The organism is Novosphingobium ginsenosidimutans, from assembly GCF_007954425.1.
Classification (GTDB): domain Bacteria; phylum Pseudomonadota; class Alphaproteobacteria; order Sphingomonadales; family Sphingomonadaceae; genus Novosphingobium; species Novosphingobium ginsenosidimutans.
In genome coordinates this window covers 1,566,061-1,588,625 of sequence record NZ_CP042345.1, presented here as the reverse complement: position 1 = coordinate 1,588,625, position 22,565 = coordinate 1,566,061, and the positions used below count along the sequence as shown (strand labels likewise).

24 protein-coding genes are annotated in these 22,565 nt (G+C 59.6%); 18 read left to right on the top strand and 6 right to left on the bottom strand.

The window, feature by feature from the left end; all coding sequences use genetic code 11:
- Nucleotides 1-138: 138 nt before the first annotated feature.
- The 8 genes from FRF71_RS07975 to FRF71_RS07940 all read left to right on the top strand — a co-directional run bounded on the left by FRF71_RS07975 (nucleotide 139) and on the right by FRF71_RS07940 (nucleotide 5,126).
- On the top strand, nucleotides 139-777 hold the full coding sequence (locus tag FRF71_RS07975) for a pyridoxamine 5'-phosphate oxidase family protein (RefSeq protein WP_147090108.1): 639 nt from the start codon (nucleotides 139-141) through the stop codon (nucleotides 775-777).
- 3 nt (nucleotides 778-780) lie between these two features.
- Nucleotides 781-1,191: a VOC family protein gene (locus tag FRF71_RS07970; RefSeq protein ID WP_147090107.1), complete on the top strand. Its 411-nt coding sequence runs from the start codon at nucleotides 781-783 to the stop codon at nucleotides 1,189-1,191.
- 8 nt (nucleotides 1,192-1,199) lie between these two features.
- Entirely contained in the window at nucleotides 1,200-1,667 is a 468-nt protein-coding gene (locus FRF71_RS07965) for a nuclear transport factor 2 family protein (RefSeq protein WP_147090106.1), read from the top strand.
- A 40-nt stretch (nucleotides 1,668-1,707) separates the two neighbouring features.
- Nucleotides 1,708-2,154: a hotdog fold thioesterase gene (locus FRF71_RS07960; protein WP_238339145.1), complete on the top strand. Its 447-nt coding sequence runs from the start codon at nucleotides 1,708-1,710 to the stop codon at nucleotides 2,152-2,154.
- Complete coding sequence (locus FRF71_RS07955; RefSeq protein WP_147090105.1) at nucleotides 2,151-2,864, top strand: SDR family NAD(P)-dependent oxidoreductase; 714 nt, start codon at nucleotides 2,151-2,153, stop codon at nucleotides 2,862-2,864. The genes FRF71_RS07960 and FRF71_RS07955 overlap by 4 nt, the downstream gene beginning before the upstream one ends.
- A complete protein-coding gene (locus FRF71_RS07950) occupies nucleotides 2,864-3,466 on the top strand; it encodes a 2-hydroxychromene-2-carboxylate isomerase (protein WP_147090104.1) in 603 nt (200 codons plus the stop codon). Before FRF71_RS07955 ends, FRF71_RS07950 begins: the two co-directional genes overlap by 1 nt.
- A gap of 78 nt (nucleotides 3,467-3,544) precedes the next feature.
- Nucleotides 3,545-4,339 carry an SDR family NAD(P)-dependent oxidoreductase gene (locus FRF71_RS07945; RefSeq protein WP_147090103.1) on the top strand — a complete coding sequence of 265 codons (795 nt, stop codon included), beginning with the start codon at nucleotides 3,545-3,547 and terminating at the stop codon, nucleotides 4,337-4,339.
- Between the two features lie 13 nt (nucleotides 4,340-4,352).
- Entirely contained in the window at nucleotides 4,353-5,126 is a 774-nt protein-coding gene (locus FRF71_RS07940) for an enoyl-CoA hydratase (protein ID WP_147090102.1), read from the top strand.
- On the opposite strand, the gene FRF71_RS07935 is transcribed toward FRF71_RS07940, so the two are convergent.
- Entirely contained in the window at nucleotides 5,123-5,920 is a 798-nt protein-coding gene (locus FRF71_RS07935) for an enoyl-CoA hydratase/isomerase family protein (RefSeq protein ID WP_147090101.1), read from the bottom strand. The two genes, FRF71_RS07940 and FRF71_RS07935, sit on opposite strands and share 4 nt — an antisense overlap.
- Before the next feature lie 605 nt (nucleotides 5,921-6,525).
- On the opposite strand from FRF71_RS07935, the gene FRF71_RS07930 reads away from it, so the two are divergent.
- The 7 genes from FRF71_RS07930 to FRF71_RS07900 all read left to right on the top strand — a co-directional run bounded on the left by FRF71_RS07930 (nucleotide 6,526) and on the right by FRF71_RS07900 (nucleotide 13,050).
- A complete protein-coding gene (locus FRF71_RS07930; protein ID WP_147090100.1) occupies nucleotides 6,526-7,161 on the top strand; it encodes a hypothetical protein in 636 nt (211 codons plus the stop codon).
- Between the two features lie 90 nt (nucleotides 7,162-7,251).
- A complete protein-coding gene (locus FRF71_RS07925; RefSeq protein ID WP_147090099.1) occupies nucleotides 7,252-7,605 on the top strand; it encodes a DUF3768 domain-containing protein in 354 nt (117 codons plus the stop codon).
- A 259-nt stretch (nucleotides 7,606-7,864) separates the two neighbouring features.
- Nucleotides 7,865-8,692: a hypothetical protein gene (locus FRF71_RS07920; protein WP_147090098.1), complete on the top strand. Its 828-nt coding sequence runs from the start codon at nucleotides 7,865-7,867 to the stop codon at nucleotides 8,690-8,692.
- Nucleotides 8,693-8,768: 76 nt separating this feature from the next.
- On the top strand, nucleotides 8,769-9,452 hold the full coding sequence (locus FRF71_RS07915) for a cupin domain-containing protein (RefSeq protein WP_147090097.1): 684 nt from the start codon (nucleotides 8,769-8,771) through the stop codon (nucleotides 9,450-9,452).
- 201 nt (nucleotides 9,453-9,653) lie between these two features.
- Complete coding sequence (locus FRF71_RS07910) at nucleotides 9,654-10,547, top strand: hypothetical protein (RefSeq protein ID WP_147090096.1); 894 nt, start codon at nucleotides 9,654-9,656, stop codon at nucleotides 10,545-10,547.
- A 285-nt stretch (nucleotides 10,548-10,832) separates the two neighbouring features.
- Nucleotides 10,833-12,371, top strand: coding sequence for a DUF927 domain-containing protein (locus tag FRF71_RS07905; RefSeq protein WP_147090095.1), 1,539 nt, complete (start codon nucleotides 10,833-10,835; stop codon nucleotides 12,369-12,371).
- 355 nt (nucleotides 12,372-12,726) lie between these two features.
- Nucleotides 12,727-13,050, top strand: a complete 324-nt coding sequence (locus tag FRF71_RS07900; protein WP_147090094.1) for an excalibur calcium-binding domain-containing protein — start codon at nucleotides 12,727-12,729, stop codon at nucleotides 13,048-13,050.
- 646 nt (nucleotides 13,051-13,696) lie between these two features.
- Here FRF71_RS07900 and FRF71_RS07890 read toward each other — a convergent pair.
- Nucleotides 13,697-15,667, bottom strand: coding sequence for a TIR domain-containing protein (locus FRF71_RS07890; protein WP_147090092.1), 1,971 nt, complete (start codon nucleotides 15,665-15,667; stop codon nucleotides 13,697-13,699).
- Nucleotides 15,668-16,044: 377 nt separating this feature from the next.
- Between FRF71_RS07890 and FRF71_RS07885 the strand changes: the two genes are divergently transcribed.
- Nucleotides 16,045-16,485, top strand: a complete 441-nt coding sequence (locus FRF71_RS07885) for a hypothetical protein (protein WP_147090091.1) — start codon at nucleotides 16,045-16,047, stop codon at nucleotides 16,483-16,485.
- A gap of 20 nt (nucleotides 16,486-16,505) precedes the next feature.
- Here FRF71_RS07885 and FRF71_RS07880 read toward each other — a convergent pair whose 3' ends face one another.
- The 3 genes from FRF71_RS07880 to FRF71_RS15770 all read right to left on the bottom strand — a co-directional run bounded on the left by FRF71_RS07880 (nucleotide 16,506) and on the right by FRF71_RS15770 (nucleotide 17,727).
- Entirely contained in the window at nucleotides 16,506-17,033 is a 528-nt protein-coding gene (locus FRF71_RS07880) for a hypothetical protein (RefSeq protein ID WP_147090090.1), read from the bottom strand.
- A gap of 109 nt (nucleotides 17,034-17,142) precedes the next feature.
- Complete coding sequence (locus FRF71_RS15775) at nucleotides 17,143-17,634, bottom strand: hypothetical protein (RefSeq protein WP_147090089.1); 492 nt, start codon at nucleotides 17,632-17,634, stop codon at nucleotides 17,143-17,145.
- A 3-nt stretch (nucleotides 17,635-17,637) separates the two neighbouring features.
- Entirely contained in the window at nucleotides 17,638-17,727 is a 90-nt protein-coding gene (locus tag FRF71_RS15770) for a zinc ribbon domain-containing protein (RefSeq protein ID WP_420359397.1), read from the bottom strand.
- A gap of 688 nt (nucleotides 17,728-18,415) precedes the next feature.
- Between FRF71_RS15770 and FRF71_RS07865 the strand changes: the two genes are divergently transcribed.
- Together FRF71_RS07865 and FRF71_RS07860 are read left to right on the top strand one after the other, a co-directional pair.
- Nucleotides 18,416-18,985, top strand: a complete 570-nt coding sequence (locus FRF71_RS07865; protein WP_147090087.1) for a recombinase family protein — start codon at nucleotides 18,416-18,418, stop codon at nucleotides 18,983-18,985.
- 160 nt (nucleotides 18,986-19,145) lie between these two features.
- A complete protein-coding gene (locus FRF71_RS07860; RefSeq protein ID WP_147090086.1) occupies nucleotides 19,146-20,186 on the top strand; it encodes an IS110 family RNA-guided transposase in 1,041 nt (346 codons plus the stop codon).
- A 696-nt stretch (nucleotides 20,187-20,882) separates the two neighbouring features.
- Here FRF71_RS07860 and FRF71_RS15450 read toward each other — a convergent pair.
- On the bottom strand, nucleotides 20,883-22,457 hold the full coding sequence (locus tag FRF71_RS15450; protein ID WP_161597909.1) for a hypothetical protein: 1,575 nt from the start codon (nucleotides 22,455-22,457) through the stop codon (nucleotides 20,883-20,885).
- Between the last annotated feature and the right edge of the window lie 108 nt (nucleotides 22,458-22,565).

The window sequence follows — 22,565 nt, the reverse complement described above, 5'->3', positions numbered from 1 at the left end:
TCCTCAATACGGAATAATCTTGTTCTAAGAAAGCTGATTATCGCGATGGGGCCGGACCGCTATCTCCCTCCTCGCACGGCCCGGTCCGCTTGCCCCCCGATCAAACGGGCCGTGCACCCCTTTTCAAGGAGGCTCTCGATGGCCCGCAACTATGTCCACACCCTGTTCAGCGATGCGGCCCGCGCGCTGCAGGCGGAAGACGGCTCGCGCGAAGCCTATGCGCGAATGGAGGAAGGGGCCGATGGCACCCCGGATCAGCTGACCGCCAAGGAAGCCGAATTCATCGCCGCGCGCGACAGCTTTTTCCTTGCCACCGTCACGCCCGATGGCTGGCCCTATGTCCAGCATCGCGGCGGACCGGCGGGCTTCCTGAAGGTGCTGCCAGGCAACCGGCTGGGCTTTGCCGACTATCGCGGCAACCGCCAGCATGTGACCACGGCGAACCTGGCTGCCGATCCGCGCCTGTCGCTGTTCCTGATCGACTATCCCAACCGCCGCCGTCTCAAACTGCTCGGCCATGGGCGAGTTGTCCGGGCCGACGAGGACCCGGCCCTGCTCGCCGCGCTGATGCCCGAAGGGTACCGCGCGCTGGGGGAGCGGGCGACGATCATCGACGTGGTTGGTTTCGACTGGAACTGCCCCCAGCACATCACCCCGCGCTTTACCGAGGCCGAGATGGCCGACGTGATCCAGCCGCTATCCCACCAGATCACGCAGCTGCGCGCCGAGGCCGATGCCTTGCGCGCACAACTTGATCGAAAGAACCCAGGAGAATGATCTATGACCGAAGCCCTGACGACTGGTGTCCACCATGTTGGCCTAGCCCTTCCCGACATCGACGCCGCGCGCGATTTCTTCTGTGAGGCGCTGGGCTTTCGCCTCGCCGGCGGAGTGCCGTCCTACCCGGCCCATTTCGTGAGCGACGGCGCGACCCTGCTGACGTTGTGGCAGGTTGAGGATCCGGCCACGGCAACCAGCTTTGACCGGCGCCGCAATGTCGGGCTGCATCACATCGCGCTGGGCGTGGCCGACGAGGCCCACCTCGGCATGGTCCATGCCAGGATCCGCGACTGGCCCGGTGTCGAGATCGAGTTCGGTCCCGGCCCAATGCGCGAAGGGTCGGCCGTCCAACACCTGATCGCCGCAATCCCTGGCGGGGTGCGGGTCGAATTCGCCATGCCCTTTGTGTGAGGCCGCTCATGGAAGACCGTCCCCCGCTCCCGCCCTTCACCCACGACACGGCTGTCACCAAGGTCCGCGCGGCCGAAGATGCCTGGAACAGCCGCGATCCCGCACGGGTCGCGCTGGCCTATACGCTCAACAGCTGCTGGCGGAACCGCGCCGAATTCCTTGTCGGTCGCACCGCAATCGAAACCTTCCTCACTCGCAAGTGGCAGCGCGAACATGATTATCGGTTGATCAAGGAATTGTGGGCCTTCACCGAGAACCGCATCGCGGTGCGCTTTGCCTATGAATGGCACGACGAGACTGGCCAATGGTGGCGCAGTTACGGAAACGAGAATTGGGAATTTGCCGCCAGCGGCCACATGGCGCGGCGCATTGCCAGCATCAACGACCTGCCGATCCGTGAAAGCGAGCGGCTGTTCCACTGGCCGCAGGGGCCGCGTCCGGCTGACCATCCCAGTCTGTCCGACCTCTCGCTTTAGGGCAATTGCCACCGCGCGATCTTTCCGCCAGAAAGTTGCAATGAGCAACGCAATGATCTGGTGGGGCGGTGAGCGGCCGCCCCTGCAACCCATGACCGCGTTGGGCGAAAATGCCCTGCCCGGTCATATCGGCATCGAATTCGTCGACTGCGGCGATGACTGGATTCGCGCGCGGATGCCGGTGGACGAGCGCACCCAGCAGCCGTTCAAGCGGCTCCACGGGGGGGCTTCAGTTGCCCTGGCAGAGACGATTGGCTCGGTCGCGGCCAGCTATTGCGTCGATCGCGAGAAGTTCGTGGCCGTGGGCATGGAGATCAACGCCAACCACATCCGCCCGGCCTATTCCGGCTGGGTCTATGCGACGGCCAGGCCCGAAGCGCTGGGCCGCACGACGCAGGTGTGGACAATCCGGATCGAGGATGAGGCGGACAAGCTGGTCTGCATCTCGCGCTTTACCGTCGCGGTGATCCCGGTGGACCGCAAATGACCGGATCAGTCGCCGTGATTGGGGCTGGCGACCATATCGGTGCCGCCATTGCTCGCCGCTTTGCCGACGCAGGCTGCCTGGTCCACGCCGGGCGCCGCAATGGTGAAAAGCTGGCGCCGCTGCTGGGCGGAAACATCACTGGCCGCAGCCTCGATGCGCGCGAGAGCGAAGACGTCACGGCCTTCCTGGCCGAGGCAGAGGCTCGTGCGCCGCTGGATCTGGTGGTTTTCAACGTCGGTGCCAATGTGAACTTCCCCCTTACCGAAACGACCGACCGGGTGTTTCGCAAGGTCTGGGAAATGGCCTGCTATGCCGGCTTCGTCTCGGTCCGCGAGGCGGCAAAGCTGATGCTGCCGCGCGGGAGCGGCAAGATCTTCGTCACCGGCGCCACCGCCGGCCTGCGCGGCAATCCCGGCTATGCAGCTTTCGCCGCCGCCAAGGCCGGCCTGCGCGCCATGGCGCAATCGGCGGCGCGCGAACTGTGGCCGCAGGGCATCCACGTCGCTCACCTGGTGATCGACGCCGGGGTCGATACGGAATGGGTCCGCGTCCGCGTGATCGAACGGATCGGGGAAGAGGCACTGGCTGCGCAGCCAGACCTGCTGATGCCGCCCGAGGCAGTCGCTGATGCCTACTGGGCGCTCTTCAACCAGCCAAAGTCTGCCTGGACCTTCGAGCAGGAAATCCGGCCTTACGGGGAGAAGTGGTGATGGCGCGCGAGATCGAATTCCTGTTTGACTTCGGTGGACCCAACTCCTGGTTCGTGCACCGCGCAATCCCGGCCATTGAGGCCCGGGGCAAGGTCAAGTTCCGCTATGTGCCGGTTCTCTTGGGCGGGATCTTCAAGGCCACCGGCAACAAGCCGCCGCTGATGACCTATGGCCATGTCGCCAACAAGGTTGCCTATGACCGGCTGGAGATGCAGCGCTTCATGGCGCAGCACGGCATCACCGGGTTCCAGTTCAACCCGCATTTCCCGGTCAACACCCTGCTGGCGATGCGCGGCGCGATTGCCGCCGAGCGGCTGGGCTGCGGGCCTGCCTATCGCGAAGCCATGTACATCGCGCTTTGGCAGGACGGGCAAAAGCTGGATGAGCAGGATGTCTGGGCCCGGGTGCTGGACCAGGCCGGACTGGACGGGACCGCGCTTGGCGCTTTGGTCGCCGATGAAGCGGTCAAGGCAGAGCTCGTTACCAGCACCGAAAGCGCCGTGGCGCGGGGCGCCTTTGGCGTGCCGACCTTTTTCCTGGGTGACGAGATGTGGTTCGGCAAGGACCGGTTGCGCGACGTGGTTGAGGCGGCTGGCGGCTGACCCTTGCCAAGCGCTCCCGGCAGATGCATGGTGATTTAACCGACCGGTTAAACATCGGCGATGCCCGGAGAGCCTGACATGAGCGAATACCCCCTGCCCAACAATTCCACTGACCTGGCCGGCCGGGTCGCGCTGGTCACCGGAGCAAGCTCTGGCCTGGGTGAACGCTTTGCCCAGGTATTGGCCAGTCAGGGCGCAGCCGTGGTGCTGGCTGCCCGCCGCAAGGACCGGCTGGAGACCCTGGCCGACAAGATCCGCGCTGCCGGCGGCAAGGGCCTGGCCGTGCAGATGGACGCCACCGATGCGGATTCGATGATCGCTGCCGTTGCTATGGCCGAGGCAGAATTCGGCACCGTTGACATCCTGATCAACAATGCTGGCATCCCCGATGCCCAGCGCGCCCACAAGATGAGCCTGGAACTGATCGACCAGGTTCTGGGTGTCAACCTGCGCGGCCCGTGGATCCTGGCTTGCGAGGTGGCCCGCCGCCTGATCGCTGCCAAGCAGCCCGGTCGCATCGTCAACATCAGCTCGACCGCGCACTTCCGCTACGATGGCAGCGGTGCGGCGCTCTATTCGGTGACCAAGACCGCGATTGCCCGGATGACCGAATGCCTCAGTGTGGAGTGGGCACCCTACAACATCAACGTCAATGCGATCGCACCGGGCATGTTCGTCTCCGAAATGACCGACGGCATGTTCGAGCGGATGGGCGGCAATCCAGCGCCGCACCTGGCGCGCGAGCGGGTGCCGGTGCCGGCCCAGCTCGATTCCACCCTGCTCTACCTGGTCTCGCCGCCGAGCGAGTGCGTGACCGGGGCGATCATTCGGGTCGATGACGGGCAAAGCTCCGCCGTCCGCCTGCGCAAGTAAGGGAGAAGCCGCGATGCTGGTAACCGTTGAACGCGATGGCGCGGTAGCCATCGTCACCCTCAATCGCCCCGAAGCAATGAACGCCCTCTCCCGCGGCCTGCGCGCCGAGCTGGCCCAGGTGATGACCGAGCTTGATGCCGACGATCAGATCCGTGCTGTCGTCTTGACCGCGGCCGGCACCCGCGCCTTCACCGCCGGGCTCGACCTCAAGGAACTGGGTGTCGAAGGCCTTGGCGCCGCCAATGCCAGCGAGGCTGTGGCCAATCCGGTCAAGGCGATCGAAATCTGCCGCAAACCGGTGATCGGCGCGATCAACGGGGTCGCCATCACGGGCGGATTCGAAGTGGCGCTGGCCTGCGACATCCTGATCGCCAGCGAGAATGCCCGCTTTGCCGATACCCACGCCCGGGTCGGAATCATGCCAGGCTGGGGGCTATCGCAGAAGCTGTCGCGGATGATCGGGATCAGCCGGGCGAAAGAGCTGTCGCTCTCGGGCAACTTCCTTGATGCGCAGACGGCCTGTGCCTGGGGCCTGGTCAACCGCGTCGTTGCGGCCGAGGACCTGCTACCCACGGCCAAGCAGCTCGCCGCCGATATCGCCAGCGCCGATCCGGCTATGGTTGCGGCCTACAAGAAGCTTATCGATGACGGCTATGCGCTGCCGTTCGGCGAAGCGATGGCGCTGGAACACAGCACTTCATCCGCACGCAATGCCGCAGTCAGCGGCGACGAAGTGGAAGCGCGGCGCCTTGCCGTGATGGATCGCGGCCGCGCCCAGCAGGCTTAGCGGTCGCTCCAATTGGGCGCGCGCTTTTCGAAGAAGGCCTTCTTCGCTTCGGCGAAATCGCTCGCCATTCCCAGCATGACCTGCTGACGATCTTCCAGCGCAAAGGCATGCTCCATGCTGGCCGCATCGATGTTTAGGTTAAGCGCATCCTTGGTCAGCCGCAGCCCCATTGGACTGGTCAGCAGCATCTCCTCCGCCAGCGCCAAGGCCTTGCCGAGCAGGTCTTCAACCGTGACGATCTCGCTGACCAGACCGCAGGCCAGTGCCTTTTCCGCGCTCATGAACTTGCCGGTCAGCAGGTACTCGCTGGCGACCGAGCTGCCCACCAGCCGCGGCAGGAAATAGCTCGCCCCCATGTCGCAACCGCCGAGACCGATCTTGATGTAGGCGGCGTTCATGCGGAGATCGGGTGCGGCATAACGCACGTCCGATGACAGCAGCAGCGAAAAGCCTCCGCCACAGGCTGGTCCTTGCGCGCAGGCGATGATCGGCTGCGGGCACTTGCGCATGGCCTGCATCACCGCCGCGATCATCCGCTGGGTGCGCCAGGATTGATGCACCGGCCCGGCCTCGGGATCGGGCGTCCAGCCGCCAAGGTCGAGCCCCGCGCAGAATGCGCGCCCCTCGGCCCGCAAGATCACCACCCGCACCGAAGTCCGCTGGACCAGGCCTGTGAAGTAATCGAGCAGCGCCTGGATCAGCGGCTCGTTCATCGTGTTGAGCTTGTCCGGCCGGTTCAGGCTGACCACCTCCACCGCACCCCGGTTCTCGATCGTGATCACCTGTTCACCCATGTCCTCGCCCCTCAAATCCGGATTGAGTCCAGTTGACCGACCGGGCCCATCATGGCAAGGCCCCGTCGCCCGAGCGGGTGTAGCTCAATGGTAGAGCAGCAGCTTCCCAAGCTCGTTGCATCCCGAGAACTCAAACGGTTTTGCTGTAAAATCGCTGAAATCGGCGTCATTGTATTTCAATGGCTTACGAACGACGTGTAAAATCGATCAAGGGGTGGTTTTGCCGCACCTAGCCCATAGATCGCGCTCCGAAGAATGCCTGCTCAACAGGCATATCGAATCGCATCAAATGCAAGCTAATTTGTCGCATAAGGTGTTGATAGAAAAACAATAATCTAAGCCGCAAGCTTTGGCCATTTTTGCTTTCGCCGCCAAAATCCGCTATTGTTACTGCCGTGTTGGGCTGAGGCTCCGACTGAAGTCGGCCGGTTCAACGCACTTTCGCAACCAGGTCCGCGAAGGGGACGGTCAGGATGGTCCTGGCCGAGAGATCGCTTGAGTCCAGCGAGCATGAGTGAAGCTTAAGGGTTCGAGCATTGTCTACGATGTCGGCTTTGCCGGTGGAGGTCCCCTTGGTGGCCTCTATCAAGGCAAAGGATTTCGCCATGGATACTGACCAGCAATTTGTCGCAGCCCAGCAGATCGATCCTGATCAGGCAGGACAGATCATCCGCCAACTTGGCTCTATCGCCGCCGACTATCACCTAGCCAGCGGGCCAATAGCCGATCGGCTGATGAGCGAGATTACCTCTACCGTCATCAAGTCAGCAATCGAGCCATGGGTTGCTTCCGAAGCCAATGGCTCAGTCGTCCTGGTCACGCCGGAGTGGAAAATGACCAAGGGCGTCGGCGGTATCGGTGATGCCTGGCTTGAGCTCAGCGAGATTACCACAGACGACTATGACCACAGCTGGCTCGAGGCTGCACTGAAGGCCAGCGGCACTCTGATGTGCATCGAGCTCAAGTTCCGGGCTGGTCTTGCTGACGCAGCAACGGCTGTGGCCCGCGACGACAAAGCGATGGCGGGCTTGTTCAAGCTGAACTGGGCCCGTGACGAGCAGGATGCACGGATCTTCCTGCCCGTCGATATCGAGGCCGAAGCCGTGGCCCAAGCATTCGCGCAAAATGATTTCGACGAAGCGCTTGCTCCGATTACCAGAACAGTCACGGCCGCAATGGCTTCGAAGGCCGACCTTGATGCGTTGATCAACAAGGTCCGCGAACTCGCCAAGCGCAAGTAACCGAACCGTTCAAACCCAACATTGCCGACCATCCCAGCCGCGCAGCTTGGCGTGGCGGGATGGCGGCTACCTTCGAAACAGGAGCATGCCATGGCTGACCATGGAAACATAACCAAAACGGTCCCGCGGGCGGAACAGATCGCTCGGCTAAATGACGAACTGCGCCAAGGGAAATCTACCAGCGGAACGATCACGATCACACGCGGCGTGCAAGGGATCACCGCCATTGACGCTGCGCAACTCGCATCCGAACTCGCCAGCTACAAAGACTTTGATCCTGACAACGGCCCCGAGCGTGATTTCGGTCAGCTGTCTTTGTGGGGTCACGACCTGCTGTGGAAGGTCGACTATTACGACAAGCAGCTCGAATACGGGTCAGAAGATCCAGCTGATCCTACGGTGACCCACAGGGTGCTGACCGTCATGTTGGCTTCCGAGTGGTGAGGCTGAACCGATGACAGACCATCGCCAGCCGCAGCAAGCGCTTGAACAGCGCATGCTTTCACCGCATACCAACCCCACTTGCGGTCAGTCCCGCAAGGGAGGCTTCGTAACCTCAAACAGCGTACGCCGGTCGAGATTCCTCGGCCGGGTGGCCGTCGCGCATGTCCAGGGCTCGCCTAAAGGCGGCGGCGCTCTGGGTACGCTCAGGGTTACGAACACCCGGCTTCGACCGGCGCCTCCAGTCAATTTGGAGGCTAGGATGCATCGCTATCCAAAGTTCATGCTATGTGCAGCGACGATACTTTGCATTATCTCAAGTGCGGCGGAAGCTGAGGCAGGCTCGCAACAATGGTCCGGTTCCCTGGATATCTGCAAGCAGAGCGCGAGTGCAGTTGCTGAAGCCTATGGCCGCGATGTGGCCAAAGGCGATCTCGCCGCCGAAGTTAAGCTCAACCTTTGGCGAGAGAAGAAGCCGGTCAACCAATCACCTGACAGCTACGATGCAATTCTAAGCCGCTCGACAGGAAGAAGCCCACCCGAAACTGATGTCAGATATGAAGACATTCAGGTTCTGAGCTCAAGCTCTGGCAAACTGGTTTGCCGCGCCGTCGTCACAGTCGACAAGGCCGTGAAAAGCTACGTCGATTGGATGATGACTTCCAATGGCCCGCGCTATGACAGCTGGGACTATGGACCATACCAAGGTGAGCAGACCACGATCGAGAACGCTCTAGCCAATCCTGGCAAGGTGCATGTTTTCATGTCCGATGAAGAAATGACGTTGGCAGAAGCCCGTGAAAAACGTCGTTTGCTCGACGCAAAGGCGGCTATTGCGGAGCAAAATGAAGCTGCAAGAGCTGCCTACGCTAACTCGCCGGCAGGAAGAGCTGAGGCAGCCCGCCAATCAGAGATTGAGCAAAAACGCCTACGCGCGATTGCAGAGGATTTCATCCGGAGGGGCCGGGCGTGTACTGCCAGCGGAGGTACTTGGGGATACCGTAACTCCGAAGGCATCCACTACTGGCCGAGCGATTATGTCCCAAAGCAAGAGTATCTGCGGAGCATCACCGGCTGCTACCATCTATAGTGGCGCGGGTTCATAAACGGAATTTTTCCTTCTGCGTTTGACAAAAGGAATTTTTCCGTTTAGTCGCCAGGTCATCATGACCAAAGACTCGTCCTATTCTCGCAGCCAAGCGCAAGACCTGACCGGTCTCGATGCGCAGATGCTGGACTATTTGACGCGCCTAGGTGCGTTGCAGCCTTCTGCAGGTGGTGGAGGTAAAGGACACCACCGCAAGTACGATCAGTTCCAGATCACCTTAGGCCGCATGCTGAAGGAGATAGCAGGATTTGGCTTGGGCGGCAGCGCCCTGGCAACAATCGCAACTGAGTTTCAGCAATCAATCGGTTGGTTCAAATCGAAAGGCCTGGCTGAATACGCTTTGGCAGCGTCAAGTCTCATCCATTACCGCCACGAGCTCGAAACACAGGGCTACGTCGACATGAACGTGGTTCGTGGCACTCCGCTGCAGAATGTCAAAGAACGGATCTACTCTGACGATTGGCAAGGGTTAGTAGCGCTTCACCAAGTGATTGCGCCGCTACCGGATGCGATAGTCGAGGTTTGCAAATCGGTGCCCTTCGAGGAAATGCGGCAGCATTACGATCGCTTCATGGCCCTATCTCCTGGTGGCGATGGAAAATCGACCTCGGGTGAGATTTACCTGTTCCTGAGTGAAGCAGGGTCCTGGGAAATCGACTTCGAAGAGCAGCCTGCCAAGGCTACTTCTTTCATCACGATCCGCTTGCGCAGCCTTAAACGGTCGCTCTGGAGGCGGTCATGACATGATCCTCGCAACATAGCCGACGCAGAAGCCAGCCTTTCTCGCGTTCCGTCAATTTTGATCATCAACCGCTCACCCGCGATGGCGGGCTGGGCAAGCAAACTCGTGCCTACGGAGTACGGCCAATGCATTCGCTGAATAACGTCTCTCAGGCTCTGACAAGCTCTGACGCGGCGCTGAATGCTGTCGAGGAGACTGATTATGGCTGGCGGTAGCTACTCCAATCTGCCGGCACCAAAGAAGCCGTACCGGTTAGGCAAGGACACCCGGCACGTAGATGGTGTTGTTCGCTTCCGTGACCTCGAAAGGGAACTTCGCCAAGACAAGAAGCACTGTAAGGTGCTCGAAGACGAAAACGGCCTGAATGACTGGGAAATCGAACGGGCAAGAGACCTTCGCAGCCGCCTGCATAAGGCCAATGAGACCGGTGTACCTGCGGAGACATTAGCGTCTGCGGTTTATCATCGTGAAGCAAGGATGCCCATTCTTGGTGGCTGGTGGAAACTTGTCGAAACGTACGCTCATCAGCCCCAGGGGTTGGTGACGCTGCGCCCACAGGGCTTTCTCGTCAAAGCTGCCGATCTTTATGAGGTAAGGCCGCGAGGCCTGGTGAAGCGGCTAAAGAACGACTTCGAACGCAACGGCATTAACGCGGTCCCTGGCTTTGGCTTCTTCGGCTTGGACGCCGACTTCGACGCTAACCGCGACCAGGGTGTGTGGGACTTTCATTTTCACGGCATCGTGGTTGGCGAAAAGCTGCAGGCCACCGAGAACCTACGAGAGGCCAGAAAGTACAAGAATCACAGGATCCACCCTCTCGAACAGGGCTTGAAGCCGAGCCCTAGAGTTCAAGTAAAGGAAGGCCTCTATAACCTTCCCGATCCCATCACCTATTGCCTGGAAAGCTGGGTTCCGCATCGACCGACCACGCTACACGAAGACGGTACCCGAACACGCTCAACGACCAAGTCAGCAATCCCTAGTCCCTACCTACAGCAATGGCTGATCTGGATGGATTTATGGTCAATCGAGGACTTCATAGCCCTCAGTAACCTTACCCCTACAAAGGAAGGTTTCCGTATCATGAGCCCTTGAGGATGAGTTTGAATGGGTTTGGGAAAGCTAGCGTTGGTAGGTCGTACCATCATTGGTGACCTGAAGAACGGCAGGTTCAGCTGAGTAGCTGATACATAACAGCGTTTTTCACGCCGTTTGATCCCAAATCCATCATTTCCAACATGAAAAGTGCCTGAACTGGTCGGGAATGTCGGGAAAGTCGGGACAAGTCCGCCCGATCGACACGCACGACGACCGAAAAATCCGCCTGCGGCTGCAGCACCTGCAGTTTCGCAAAGACCACCTGTGTCTGGAGTAAACGAAATGAGTTTGAATCCCTCCATCGTCGGCTACCTTGCCGACAGCGGCCGCCGCTATGTCAGCATCGAAGCTGACCACGGTGCTGCGATCCTTCCTTATGAAGACTTCGGTCTCGCGAACAAGACGCTTGCCCATGACCTAAATCTGGCCGGCCTCCCCCTTTTTGCCGAAGAGGACCTTGACGCGATCATCACCGAAGTCCGGGCGATCAAGGATTTTATCCCTGGACGTGTCCGCGACCACGTCGGTTGGAGCCAAAGGTCTTTTGCGTTCTTGGATCAGACGGTCGCTTGCGGTGATGGTCCGTCGCCCGAAGTGCTGTTTCCAGGCAATGATCGGGTCGCGCGACATGGCACGATCAACAAGTGGAAGAAGCTCGTTGCACTGCCCCTAAAGGATCATCCCGTCCCAGCCTTTGCGCTTATGGCGATGTTCCTGCCCCCGCTACTTCGGTTCCTGCCGCAAGTAGGTAGTCCGATCTTCGAATTGGTCGGCCCCGGATACACCGGCAAAACTGTGACCCAGGTACTGGCCGCATCGACTATAGGTCCGCGCCGCTATGTCTGCGCGCTCAAGGACATTAAGCGGGATCCGGCCAAGGTTCAGCGCGATACCCGCGATCATCCCCTGATTGTAGATCATGTCGCATCGGCCCTAGCCGTTGCTAGCAAGCCCCAAAAGGCCGAGACCTTCGCTGCACTCGCTTTTGATACCCTCCAGGCGCCAGGTAACAGGGTGGTCCTTCTGTCTGGACGCAGCGCATTTCGCGAAGCTTGCGGCATGACATCAGATGAAGATCGCATCATTACCTTAGCCATTCCGGAGGGTCCGCTTGGGGTGCTGACGGCCGTTCCGAACGGTTGTTCAAATGGTGCGGAGTTCGTGGATAGCCTTCTGGCTGCAGCTGCGAGCAACCACGGATTGGCTTTCCCTCAGTTCGTCAAAAAGCTGCACGCCGATCTCACCGCTGATGCTGCGGCCGTTAAGGCACGTATCTCACGACTACATGCGAGCTTTTTAAGCCGAGCCGTCGATCAGGGCATTGGCGGTGTTGCCTACCGTGACGCCTCTGCAATCGCGGCCGTCTACGTCGCTGGGATGATGGCAAAGCGCTATAAGGTCTTACCGCTGAGGTTTAACTGCATGGCCACCGCTCTTGCCGTGCATGATCTCCACCGCGGAATGAGCCTAGCTAGGCCTCAATTTACAGACCGCCTGCATGCGCTGGCCTCCGACGGCAGACTGGTCGTGATCACGCCCGAGGTGGATGACACTACCCAGTCAGCTGCCGCGATGGCAGCGCTTGGCACGATCACGGTCAAAGGTGGCAAGCGCATCATCAAGATCAGGCCAGCTAAGATCGAGGAAGCGTTCGAAGACTGGAAGAGCATCCGAAACACGCCGGACGTGCGTGCAGTGCTCAAGGTTGACGGCAAGAACCTCGCCACATGGGGCACACTTGCCCCTGGCATGAAACGCGAGCGACTCCACCAATTTGTCCTGCCTCACGCGCGTGACGAGCAGAGCACGTTTACGGCCTAACGCAACAGCAGAGGTGGAAGGCGTTCCCTTCCACCTCTCTGAAGCGAGTTGCGGTATCCGGCAGCTGGAGTACTCGCGATAGCGCCTATCAAGGCCTCCGCTTCTAACTGCTGATAGTCCCGGTGCTTTCAGCATCAGCCGCGACGTCGCCGCAAGGCCCAAACGAGCGAAGCAATAGCACCGACAAGAGCAGCTATTGCTTGGATGGTTTCAGAATCGACTGGCATATCTTGGCTCCTACAATTCCTTATAAATAACCAGATTGGTTATGTGTAGGAAAGCAAGAAACTGGCGCACTCGGATGCTTGGTTGAAAACGTATCGACTCTTTAACAACTCCAACGCAGACTAATGGCATGGTGCACGCAAAGGTCCTGCTGAGCAGCCTCCTTCTGTTGCAAGGCGCAGTTGCAGCCGCTCACCCGGGTGGACTCAACCGGGAGGGCTGCCACAACAATCGCAAGACCGGCGACTACCATTGCCATGGTGGCGGTGCGCCAGCTCCTCAGCGTCAGGAACGCCAGTCGCTTTTCGGGATTAGCCCGGTTGGTGCATTCAGAAACTGCGCTGAAGCGCGTGCAGCTGGTGCTGCTCCTGTCTATCGCGGCCAGCCAGGTTACGGACCACATCTCGATCGGGATGGCGACGGCGTTGGCTGTGAGCCATACCGAGGCCGATGATCAGTTTGATATTCTGGGCCGCGGCGATCGTGCCAGCTGGCCAATCCTTTGAATGCACGCCGATCCGGGTGTGGGACGGTGACGGCCCGGTCTGGTGCGCCGAAGGTCCTCACGTGCGCTTGTCCGGGATCGCCGCCAAGGAAATGAATGGCACCTGCAGTGCCAATCAACCTTGTCCCGATGCGAGTGCGATCGAGGCACGCGACACTCTTGTGAGGCTTGTGGGACGCCAGACTGGCACCAGTGTTGAGGGACATGTCTTGGTCAATGGTCCCACGCTCACCTGCCAGTCCGTCGGCGGCGCAGGGGGCAGCCGCACTGCTGCCTGGTGCACATCACCAACCGTTGGCGACCTGTCCTGCGCGATGGTGCAGTCCGGAACCGCACTTCGCTGGGACCGCTACTGGCGGGATCATAGGTGCTGAATTGCAGCAACCAGTCGGTTGCATTCGCTTACCGAGCCTGGAAACGGTGCTGGCGTATTCGGCCCGATTGGGTTTCAGGCATCGCTTTGAAGGTCTGCTGCCGCGAACTTAGCCGACATTTGGTACACGCCGATTATAGTTCGAATCCTGTCATTCATTGAGCGGGAGTCGGCTTGAGCATGCGGGGGCAGAAGTGCTCATAATTGCAGCCTCGCATCAGACTAAATTTTATTCGCGGCAAGCCCGATTTTTGCGATGATCGCAGCAAAACGTGGCTCCTTGCGGACTGGATCGACCATTACATCACCACCCAGAAACAGCAGGCCGGAGTCGCGAATCTCATATGCTTGTTCAAGCATTTCAAGCGCTCGGACCGTATCGCCCCATTGCGTCAAGACTTGCGCTTGCTGGTAGGAACTGTTGGTGCCGAAGTTCGTAACGAGCTGGTCCAATTTCTGCTGGGCTTCAATGGGATTGCCAAGCTTGAACTCAGCTATGGCCAAGCCGCGCAGGCGCGAGAGAGTGCTTGGCTCAGCCTCGAAAAATGCTTTCGCCGCATGATAATCTTTACGCACCAAAGCAATGTCACCAAGCACGCGATTGGCCACATTGATTTTGCTGTTCATTGACAGAGCGTTGCGTGCTTCTGCTTCCGCCTGAGAGAAGTTGCGCGCTTGAAACTCGACTATGCAAGCCGTCCGCCAAACATTGGCATTGAGCGGGTCAAGCCGCTTCGCGCGAACCAGCGCATCGCGGGCCTTGTCGAATTCGGTTAAGTATGCGGCAAAGACTGCATAATGGTTGAGAATGCCTGCATGACCGAAGCCGAGTTCTTTGCTGCGCTCCATCGGTTCGCGTGCGGCTGTAAGATCAAGTTTGCTGTAAAGATACTGGCCAAGCACTGCTTGGCCTTCAAGCATATCTGGCGCGAGTTCGACGGACTTTCGGGCTTCGACTTCTGCTTCCGCGAAAAGTAGCGGCATATCAGCCCCACTGGCATAGCTGCCACCGACCACCAAAAGTCCACGGGCCCGCGCAGCTCGCGCAAGCGCGTAGTCGGGATCAAGCTTTATGGCCTCTTCAAAGTCCGCAAGCGATTGTCGGTCCGTTTTCTCGTCCTGAGCCAACGCAAAAAGTGCAGACCCCCTCAGATAGGCATCGAAGGCTTTTGCATTCTTGGTCCCACCGATGCGTTCGCTTTTGGTCTTTTGCGCACCAAGGATGGTTGAGACGAGCGCGTCAGTCACGGCGGTTGCGATCTCGCTTTGCAACGCCAAGACATCGTTCAGCTTGCGATCAAATACTTGCGACCACTTCTGGAACCCGTCATTGCCGCCAATTAGCCGCGCAACAACCCGCATCTGTTCTCCAGCTACCTGGACTGATCCCTCAAGAACGTATGCGACGCCGAGCTTACTGGCGATCGCGGACACGGCCAAATTTTCCTCCCGGACGCTGTTCGAAGACGACTGCGCGGAAACCTCGATCTGCCGGTTGACGCTGAGCATGGCGCGCAATTCTTCAGCTAGACCGTCAGACAGATAACTCTTGCCAGGGTCTGCACTTAGGTTGCGAAACGGCATTACCGCGATTGAGTTCACATTCCCATCGGCACCGAAGAGCCCAACTTTCCAACCGGCTATTGTACCGCCAGCCGCGAGGACTGCGCTGCCTCCAATCACGAGTGAGCGGCGCGATATCCGCTTTGCGACTTTCAGATTTGCGGCAGACTGGCCGGCCAGTGGACCACTAAATTGGGTCCCTGACGCGTTTACCTGACGTATTGCGCGTACAAGCTCGGCAATTTCCGACCCTCCGGCTTGGCCCTTCCATTTGGAGAAGTCGACATAGTGAATTTGCCGGAAGCCCAGCGGCGGCGTACTGCCATCGAGGCTGACCGGAACTAGGCAATTACGTTCACGGCCGCGAGTTGCCTCGTCCCTCACCCAATGAGAAGTGACCGAGGTTGCCGTCCACAGCACAACAACCGCATCGGAGATTTCCAGCATCTGTTCGGTGGTTTGAAGAAAAGTCTCGCCACCAGTCAGTAGTCCGTCCCACCAAACTTCGAACCCAGCCCCCTCAAGGGCGCCAATTATCTTCATGGCGCGGTTACGATCATCGCGGGAATAGCTCAGAAATACGCGAACGTTGGGCTTGTCGCTTGCCGCGTGATCATTCGGGTCAGACATATCCCGAGCCGCCCCTGCCTTGCTTCTCCGAGAGGTAGAGATGCTAGCTGATCCCGGGCGCCTGACAAGCGGTTCTCAGAGCACGTTAACGAAGTAGGCAGGCTTCCCTCTTTTGTCGCGCTGACCGATCTGGTCCGAGAAGCCTAGCGAGCTCTCTTTTACGCTGACATAGCGGCCATTCCGCGCCAGAGATCACCCCATTCATAACTGCCCTACGCTCATCAGCTTGGAAGTCGGCAAGCGGGCCGCTAATGGAACAGGAACTAACGCGGCCCCACCTTTCCATGCGCGCAAGCTTGTGCGCCTGGCCACGAAGTTTTCGAGCAAATTTGACTCCTGCCAGGGCTGCCTTCATCTATCCGCCGAAGGGAGAGCAAATGTCGTTTTCCATTTTCGTTGCCTTGATTGCCGCAGAAGCTGCAACATCACCGATCAACTTGATCTGCACTGGGACGGCCCTCAAAGATGAGCGTGTAGGCACCACCCTCGACTTCATTGGCGGAAACGCAAAAACTGAACGCGTCGGCACCCAAGACACGGTTAGCTTTGCCATTAAGCCGGACAGCACTGGCACGGCTCGCCTGCCTGATCGCCTGCAGTCCCCCTACAAAGAGGCCAATCAGGACGGATCTTTCACCCTGACGAAGGTCACACAATCGGAAAACGAGATTTCAGGTCAGATCAGGCTTCATGCGAACTACAAGCCCAAGTTCAGGCTTAATCGGCTTTCAGGGGTGGTGACCATCAACGGAGTGCTGGGGGCCTTTTCTGGCACTTGCGAGCGGTATGACCCGGCGACGGTGCAGCGCAAGTTCTAGGCTGCATGCGAGCCGGATCGTTATTGCGATGGCGGCCTGATTGCTGCTGGTTCAATAGGAGGGCTTGCAACTCTAAGAGGCGTGCCGGTTTTGCTGCCCTCGATGATAGTCGAGGCGTTGTGAGGCAGCGCGCCCCAGCCTGCCAAGGCGACTCCAATTACAAATGCCAATGCAGACAGCCAGCTCACCGCCTCAGGACCGCGGCTTGCAGCTTTGTTTACCGAGCCAATGTTTATTTCGTGCGTTTCCAAATCGGCGACTCTCTCGCCATCGTATTTTACTGAGATCCAATAGCCTATTGCCTGACCGATCGGTACCATACGCTCGGGAAGAGACTTCACGCTCAAATGGGCGGAAAGCAGTGCGAGAAGCACTCCGACCACGAATACCGCGCAAGAAGCGACCTTTGAGCCAGGGCTCATTTGGAGCCCCCAGGTTGCGATAGCGGCGCCTCCGTTTATCGCGAGCAGGGAAGTGAGCACCCACTTGGCAAGAGAGGCGCCGACATCCATCGTTTTGAGCATGGTCTCTCGGTAGAGGTCGCTCATGAAGGCTGCGAGCGCACGATTTTCCTCGGGATCGGAGTTCAAATCCGCTACTGAGAGGCTAGGACCACTGTTGGGACTCATGCGAACAATCGCTCCTCTATAAGCCGTATTAGTAGCCCAGCCGCGTCATGATGCTGTGTGCCATTTCACTGAATGCTGTCGCCCAGGCTGTCGATTGTTCAATGACTGACACCGGTTGGCACACAATGGCCATTTGCCCCGGCTTATGTGCTTCGAATGGGGCAAAGACTAGATAATCTCGATCACGGGCCCAAACGCCAACGCAACCCGAATGAGCCATTATGTTCCGCGCCTCGACATGGCGTGAGTATGCCTTTTTGTGTGCCCTTACCTTTGCCAAACTCTCCGCTGGAGCGCCCTTATCCCGGAGACGTTGCAGCAATTTCGTCCAGGCGACTTGCGTCCATAGCTTATCGTAATCTGCAGCACCCGCAGACAGATCGCGCCCGTCGATTGAGGTCAAAAGTGCGCGGAGGTGGGCATCAAAAGCGCCCCAAGCCATTACACAATCCGCAATCGCAATCTTGTGGCGGACCTCGATGCCGGCCCGATCTATCTGCGCAACGTCAATATGATCCATTTGTCAGGCAAGCGGTGGAACGTCAGATCCGCAATAGCGACACTTCTTAGCCTCAGCCTTGATCACTTCGGCACAGTGCGGACATTTTCGCATTTTACCGTCTTCCAGTTCCGACTTCTCCATGGCGCGATGATCGGCTTGCACCACCAGCGCTATCACCAGGCCTATGGGGCCGAGAAGGAAGCCAAGGGCAAAACCGCCACACCCACTTCGGCCCTTGTTGCTCATCACTATCGCAGCCGCGATTCCGAATGCAATCCAGATGATTAGTAGGATTTCCACACCCGCCCCCAAGTTGAGCTAAACTTGCCGCAGGCTATCCTTCTGACCATCAGACGTCCAGCCACAACGCTCCGCAGTCGTCCGCATCCAGGCGCACTCTACGACGCGTCATTCGCGGGCTAAGTCATGGGCAAAAGTCCAACATGCAACAATCGCATTTTATCATTCAAAGGTGGTGGACAGGATGTCCGCTTACTCTTCTGCGTCGACGGAAGCTGCCTTTCCGGATCGTCCCACGAAGCCGTCATTGGCTTGCCTGGAATTTTCGGACATCGCTCAGGACCAACGTCGTTGTCACATGGAAAACCCTGTTGTTAAAATATAAGCAACGCAGAACGCCATATATAATAAAGTATATCTCACTGATGGTTGATCGGTTCTGCTGTGCCAGAAACGAGCGTTTTTGATACACCACCTCGCTCTGCTTCGTAAATTAGCCATTGAATTTCGAACATGCTAATTTGTTTCGATACACACTTTCGAAACGGATGAGGCAACTATGACGCGCGTTTTTGCATATTGCCGTGTGAGTACAGCTGACCAAACTATAGAAAACCAGGTCATGGAAATTCAGGCGGCTGGGTTTGCGATCGATGAGCGTCGCATTGTCTCTGAAACCATCTCCGGTTCAGTCCCAGCGATGGAGCGAAAAGGCTTTCGGAAGCTAGTCGAGCGCTTGGAGTGGGATGACGTTCTTGTCGTGACCAAGCTCGATCGCCTAGGTCGCAACGCGATGGATGTGAGAGCAACCATTGAGCAGCTAGCCGAGCTGCAGGTCCGAGTGCACTGCTTAGCCCTCGGTGGGGTGGATCTTACCAGTGCTGCCGGGAAGATGACGATGTCGGTGATCGCTTCGGTCGCGGAGTTCGAGCGGGATCTCCTGGTCGAACGAACCCAGGCTGGCCTCGCGCGCGCGAAGGCACAAGGGAAGAAGCTCGGCCGTCCTGGCGCATTGAATCAGGAGCAGCGCGATGCGGTCCGGCTGCGGCGAAGTCAGGGTGCCTCGCTAAGTACGCTTGCGAAGGAGTTCGGCGTTAGTCGGTCAGCCATACAGCGCTCCGCCTCATAGTAAGGAGCGCCGCCATTTCCGAAGCTGAGTGGCTCAAGTTCAATGGCTGCTAACGCACGATCTTCCCCAAGAGCGGATGGGGTGGATGGCTCCCGCTCACGGCATCTGAGTGCCAAGATGGGTTGCTGTCATGCAAACCCGAGCAAAGGAGCCACCCGCCATGGAGATTAGCACGATCGGCCTGGATTTGGCCAAGAACGTTTTTCAGGTTCACGGTATCAGCGCGACCGGTGAGGTCGTAATTCGCAAAGCGCTGCGGCGATCGCAGATGCTGCCGTTCTTCGAGAAGTTGCCGCCGTGCATGGTAGGCGCCGAGGCCTGCGGGACGTCGCATCACTGGGCGCGCGAATTGACCAAGCTGGGTCATGAGGTGCGACTGATGCCGGCGGCTTACGTAAAGCCATATGTGAAGCGTGGTAAGAACGATGCCGCCGACGCCGAGGCGATCTGCGAAGCGGTCACACGTCAGACGATGCGGTTCGTGCCTATCAAGTCGCGCGAGCAGCAGGCGGCATTGTCGCTGCATCGCGTGCGCAGCCTGTTGATCAAGCAACGCACGCAGCTGGTCAACATGATGCGAAGCGTGCTCGCCGAACTGGGGATCGCTATCCCGGTCGGGATCGTGAAGGCACTGCAGATTGCGCGGGATATCGTTGACGGCGAGTCCAAACTCGATCTGCCAACCGAGGCGACGAACGTCGTCGCCATCATGGCAGGGCAACTGCTTCAGCTTCACGCCCAGTTGCGCAAGCTCGATCTGCGTCTCGCCGCTCTGCAGCGGAGCGACGACAGGGCCCGGCGCCTGGCGACGATCCCTGGTATCGGGCCGATCGGCGCGACCGCGCTCGCCGCGTCGGTGACCGATCCGAGCCAGTTCTCGTCAGGACGCCAGTTCGCCGCCTGGTTGGGGCTGACCCCGCGGCAGAGCTCGAGTGGCGGCAAGGAGCGACTGGGGCGCATTACCAAGATGGGCGACAGATATCTGCGGCAGCTCCTGGTTGTCGGCGCAACCGCGCTGGTCCGATACGCCAAGGAGAAACCCAGCACGGTCGATCCGCGCTTTGTCGCTCTGCTCGCCAGAAAGCCCGCGCGCGTCGCCACGGTCGCCATCGCCAACAAGATGGCGCGGATCGCTTGGGCGATCATGGCGCGCGGCGGCGTCTTCGAACGCGGGCATGCGCCTATGCTGGCGGTAGCCTAGATCAAGAGCTTAGCTGAGGAGATCAGCTTCACGATGTTGTGAGAGCGAAGGATGTGATGGCAAAACCGGTCGGACCGGGAACAAGGACAACCCAAGGACAGTCATAGGCGTAATAGCCTGCAAAGCCGATCGGACCTTGTTCGCGGAATCCATCAGGGCCAGCAGTCTACACCGACTGCATCAACAGGCCGGACAGACGACTGCACCCGACCAACGGCCAGATCATCACTTTACACTTGCAACGCGGGAGCCATCCACAGAGGACTGTCCGGACACGACGACAAAGCAGACATGCGCGCGGAGTCGGCTCTCGCTGAAAATGCTGTCGTTCCCTGCTTCGGATTGGTTCGTCATAAGCGGTCATGCATTCAGCCGCTTTACAGCAATAACTGGGGGCTTGGTGCGGGCTATTGGCCGGAGATAGAGGCGCCCGTTTAAAATCTAGCCATTTGCGATATCCCTTAAGCCATCCACATTCAGAGACCTATCAGACGAATCGAAACTCGTCTCATATAGACAGAGCATTGGCTTTGAGTGCGAGCGCCTAGGCTACGAGTGATTACCAATAGGCCAGTGCAGCGGCACTTGAAGGTCTGTCGATCATCGCAAAAGCGTTGCTGGTTGAATTGGCGTGGACTGAGATGAATTCTGTCCGTTGTCACCCGATCCACCAACCTTAGTTGGTTTTAATTCACCTCACTCATCTGTATCGCTGTTGGGTCTCCACCGGCGCTCTCGCGAAACAACGCATTCAGCCGTTCTGTTGGTCACCGCAGGAACGTCGCGTGCAACATTGTCTGGCGATCGCACAATCGGAGAAAGCCCGATCGCCATAAGCTTGCCATTAGGTAGAAGGCGATAGCGACGCCCAAAGCCGCTATTTATACACTGGTATTCGCGCGTACCTGATAGCACATCTCGTGCCGTCGGAAGTGATCTGCCGAGTTCCGAAGAAATGATGTTTTGGCGATTTATCTTATCCCCATTGTTGGTTGGTTGCATTTGTGAGGTCACGGCCGGCTTTTGAGGTCGCGGCAAGCGGTCAGGGCGGTTTCCGCTGGGAGGCTGCATGACCGGCGGTTGCTGCAGCGGTGGCACCACGGTCGGCCCCTGGTTTGGCAGCGGCGGCTGGACCAGCGGCGGTTGAAGCACTGGCTGCATGACCGGCGGCTGCTGCAGCGGTGGCACCACGGTCGGCCCCTGGTTTGGCAGCGGCGGCTGGACCAGCGGCGGTTGAAGCACTGGCTGCACGACCGGCGGCTGCTGCAGCGGCGGCACCACGGTCGGCCCCTGGTTTGGCAGCGGCGGCTGGACCAGCGGCGGTTGAAGCACTGGCTGCATGACCGGCGGCTGCTGCAGCGGTGGCACCACGGTCGGCCCCTGGTTTGGCAGCGGCGGCTGGACCAGCGGCGGTTGAAGCACTGGCTGCACGACCGGCGGCTGCTGCAGCGGCGGCACCACGGTCGGCCCCTGGTTTGGCAGCGGCGGCTGGACCAGCGGCGGTTGAAACACTGGCTGCACGACCGGCGGCTGCTGCAGCGGCGGAACCACGGTTGGAACCTGGTTTGGCAGCGGCGGCTGGACCAGCGGCGGTTGAAGCACTGGCTGCATGACCGGCGGCTGCTGCAGCGGTGGCACCACGGTCGGCCCCTGGTTTGGCAGCGGCGGCTGGACCAGCGGCGGTTGAAGCACTGGCTGCACGACCGGCGGCTGCTGCAGCGGCGGCACCACGGTCGGCCCCTGGTTTGGCAGCGGCGGCTGGACCAGCGGCGGTTGAAGCACTGGCTGCATGACCGGCGGCTGCTGCAGCGGTGGCACCACGGTCGGCCCCTGGTTTGGCAGCGGCGGCTGGACCAGCGGCGGTTGAAGCACTGGCTGCACGACCGGCGGCTGCTGCAGCGGCGGCACCACGGTCGGCCCCTGGTTTGGCAGCGGCGGCTGGACCAGCGGCGGTTGAAACACTGGCTGCACGACCGGCGGCTGCTGCAGCGGCGGAACCACGGTTGGAACCTGGTTCGGCAGGGGCGGCTGGAGCGGCGGCTGAAGCACCGGCTGCACGACCGGAGGTTGCTGCAGCGGCGGAACCACGGTTGGAACCTGGTTCGGCAGGGGCGGCTGGAGCACCGGCTGAAGCACCGGCTGCACGACCGGAGGTTGCTGCAGCGGCGGAACCACGGTCGGCCCCTGGTTTGGCAGCGGCGGCTGGACCAGCGGCTGAAGCTGAATCGTTGAATCGTTGTTCTGCAGCTGTGGCAGCAGGGGCTGTGTCAAAGTCTCCGTTGTGCCACCCACCACCGAAACGCTGATCGTGTTGACAATCGGTTGCGGTTGTTGAGGGTTGGTTATCGTGGGTACGCCGCCGGCACACGCGGTGCTCTG